This window comes from Caballeronia sordidicola (assembly GCF_002220365.1).
GTDB classification, from domain to species: Bacteria; Pseudomonadota; Gammaproteobacteria; order Burkholderiales; family Burkholderiaceae; genus Caballeronia; species Caballeronia sordidicola_C.
This window is the reverse complement of record NZ_MTHB01000093.1, coordinates 1-2,873: the sequence shown is the minus strand read 5'-3', so window position 1 is coordinate 2,873 and position 2,873 is coordinate 1. Positions and strand designations below refer to the sequence as shown.

Sequence of the window (2,873 nt, the reverse complement as noted above, 5' to 3'; positions counted from 1 at the left end):
TCATCGCCCGCATACTTCGCCCGCTTGGAACCCAACCTCTTTCGAAGGCCCAGGCACTGCAGGCAGCAGGACTGCTCAACGTGCACTGGACGACGGTCTATCGGTTGCGGAAGCGATTTCTGGCAGACCCCGTTATCAGTGCGGTCAGACCGCGTGAGCGTGGCCCCAAAGCCGGCAGCCGGCGCCTGGGTGCCCGGACAGAATTGATCGTCGACGACGTGCTCACTACGTGGCTTCCCAGGCAGCGTCTGCTGGCTCATCCACTCACCGACCTGACGCTCGAAATCCGGCGCAGATGCGTAGAAACAGGCACGACACCGCCAGGCCGCAACTTGGTGGCCCGACGATGGGCCGCACATCGTGAGGCCGAGGGCATGGTGTAGACGCCGACCTAAAAGTAGACCACTTATGAGGGTCTCGCCGACTTAAAAGTGACCCGGGCAACCAGCCTAACCTGCTGCTTTTAGAAGCAGAGGTTTAGAGGATGCTCCCGATGACCATGATTGGCAAAGTACGGCGGATGTTTCACCGCCAGGACAAGTCGGTGCGCGAGATCGCGCGGCTGACGAGTTTGTCGCGCATCACAATTCGTAAGTATTTAAAAGAAGGTACCGCGCAGAAACCGAAGTACGAACGCGCGGAGCGGGTAACCAAGCTGACGCCGTTTCACGAGAAGCTCATCGAGGCGTTGGTTGTTGACGCGCTGCGCCCGAGGAAGGAGCGGCGCAGGACATGGACGCTGTTTGAGCAGCTTCAGGCCGCCGGCTATGACGGCTGCTATTCGCGGGTGACTGATTTTATCCGGACGTGGCGAGTCGCCGAAGGCAAGTCGATTTCAGCAAACGCGTTTGTACCGCTGCACTTCTCGTTAGGCGAAGCGTTTCAGTTTGACTGGAGCGAAGAAGGCTTGGTGATCGGTGGGATGTATCGCAAGTTACAGGTCGCACATACGAAGCTTTGCGCTTCAAGAGCGTTCTGGTTGACGGCGTACTTCAGCCAGGGCCACGAGATGCTCTTTGACGTGCACACACGGGCGTTCAAAGCACTCGGTGGTGTGGCGCGCCGCGGTATCTATGACAACATGCGAACGGCGGTCGACAAGGTCCCCCGTAAAGGCAACTCACGATTACCCACAATTATTTAACGATTTACTCGTTCGTAAGCGGTCCTTTATCGGCGTCCTAGCATTTGCCTGCCTCAGTGGTGAATATGTGTCCACGTAAATTCATCGTGGACACATATGACTGATATCAACTCAGAGTTAAAAGCGCGACTGGTCGTCGGTCGCAAACAAGACGGTCGCTGCCGTTACGATCCGCAGGCTAAACGCGAACTGATCGAGGCCTGCCTGGTGTCGGGCGTATCGGTCGCACGCTTGGCGTTGGAACACGGGCTGAACGCGAATTTGCTGCGTTCGTGGGTCAGCGCTTATAAAAGAAAGGGCGATGGCACCGCGATCGTACCGGCGTCGAAGACTGTGAAGCCGACGCTGGCTGCGTTCATACCCGTGATTGCCGGACAAGAGCGGCCGAAGGAGGCGGTGCCTCGGCTGCAAGTCCGATTGCCTAACGGAGTGAAAATCGAACTAAATGATGCCCGTGACGATCAGGTGCTGTCACTACTACAAGCGCTGAGTACATTGCCATGTTCCGATTCGACGAAGAGCTGAAGGTATTGCTTCATCGCGATGCGGTGGACGGTCGCAAAGGGATCAACGGACTGGTCGCGCTAGTTGAGCATGCCCTGGGGCTCGATCCCTTTGCCCCGACGGTCTATGCCTTTACCAATAAGCGCCGCGATCGCGTTCGGTTGTTGCTCTGGGATCGCTCGGGTTTCTGGCTATTGATGAAACGGTTGGAGGCAGATCGCTTCGCATGGCCCCGCGAGGCGGCGGTTCTCGAACTGACGGTTGAGCAGTTGCATTGGCTGCTCGACGGTATCAACCTAGCGGCCATGAAGAAGCATTCGGCACGGCACTACGCGCGCGCGAGTTAGCCAACGCACTCGTCTCATGAACGCGTCTCGTGCATCGCCTGTCGCCTTCATGAGACGCCGGTTAGATAGTTACAAATTCCCGTATACCTACGGGCACTCGCGATTGGCTATTGTTACGCCATGGCCCGCGACATTCACCAACCCCACTCGATCACCGCCGACGCACTCGCCGCGCTCATCGCTGAGCGTGATGCGGCTCTCGCGGCGCGCGACGCGATGCTTGCTGACCGAGACTCGGTACTTGCCGAGCATGAATTGGTGCGCGGCGAGCTACGGGTGACCAAGGTCGAACGCGACCTGCTCAAGGAACAGCTCAAAGCGTTTCAGCGTCAGTTGTTCGGCGCCAAGAGCGAAGCACGCACTGCCGAGCAGCGGGACCTGTTTCTGAACGAAGCCGAAGCGCTGGCGCCCACCACCGCGACTTTGCCGGCGCAAACTGACGAAGCTCAAACCGAGGTGGCGGGTCACAAACGCAAGAAGCCCGGTCGTAAGCCGCTCGATCCGGCGCTGCCGCGTGAAGTGATCCGCTACGAATTGCCGGAATCGGAACGTACCTGCCCGAACGATGGCACGACATTGGTCGAGATCGGCGTCGAAGTCAGCGAGCAGCTCGACATCATCCCCCAGCAAGTACGGGTGATTCGTCACGAGCGCGTGAAGTACGCGTGCTCGCAGTGCGACCAAGGCATCAAGGTTACGCCGGCGCGTTTGCGCATCATCCCGAAGGGCTTGTTCACCGAAGCGGCACTGGTGTTAGCGGCGGCGCAAATCCGGCACTAAACGGCGGCACAAGGTTGAGTAGGAGCGTCAACGAGTAGGGGCCGTTACCGGCACCTACTGCCGAGTGAGGGTCATCAGAATGGATCGTCGACGTCGTT

The 2,873-nt window shown here is 58.7% G+C and carries 2 protein-coding genes and 3 pseudogenes; all 5 read left to right on the top strand.

Going from position 1 to position 2,873, the window contains the following annotated elements; translation table 11 throughout:
* Nucleotides 1-383: pseudogene (locus BSU04_RS13980) on the top strand (Mu transposase C-terminal domain-containing protein); the annotation flags it as partial.
* A 110-nt stretch (nucleotides 384-493) separates the two neighbouring features.
* Nucleotides 494-1,129, top strand: a pseudogene (gene istA / locus BSU04_RS13975) (IS21 family transposase); the annotation flags it as partial.
* A gap of 111 nt (nucleotides 1,130-1,240) precedes the next feature.
* Nucleotides 1,241-1,669 carry an IS66-like element accessory protein TnpA gene (gene tnpA / locus BSU04_RS13970; RefSeq protein ID WP_089161151.1) on the top strand — a complete coding sequence of 143 codons (429 nt, stop codon included), beginning with the start codon at nucleotides 1,241-1,243 and terminating at the stop codon, nucleotides 1,667-1,669.
* Nucleotides 1,645-1,995, top strand: coding sequence for an IS66 family insertion sequence element accessory protein TnpB (tnpB, locus tag BSU04_RS13965; RefSeq protein WP_089161150.1), 351 nt, complete (start codon nucleotides 1,645-1,647; stop codon nucleotides 1,993-1,995). Before tnpA ends, tnpB begins: the two co-directional genes overlap by 25 nt.
* Nucleotides 1,996-2,211: 216 nt before the next feature.
* Nucleotides 2,212-2,745: pseudogene (locus BSU04_RS13960) on the top strand (IS66 family transposase zinc-finger binding domain-containing protein); the annotation flags it as partial.
* Nucleotides 2,746-2,873 lie beyond the last annotated feature (128 nt).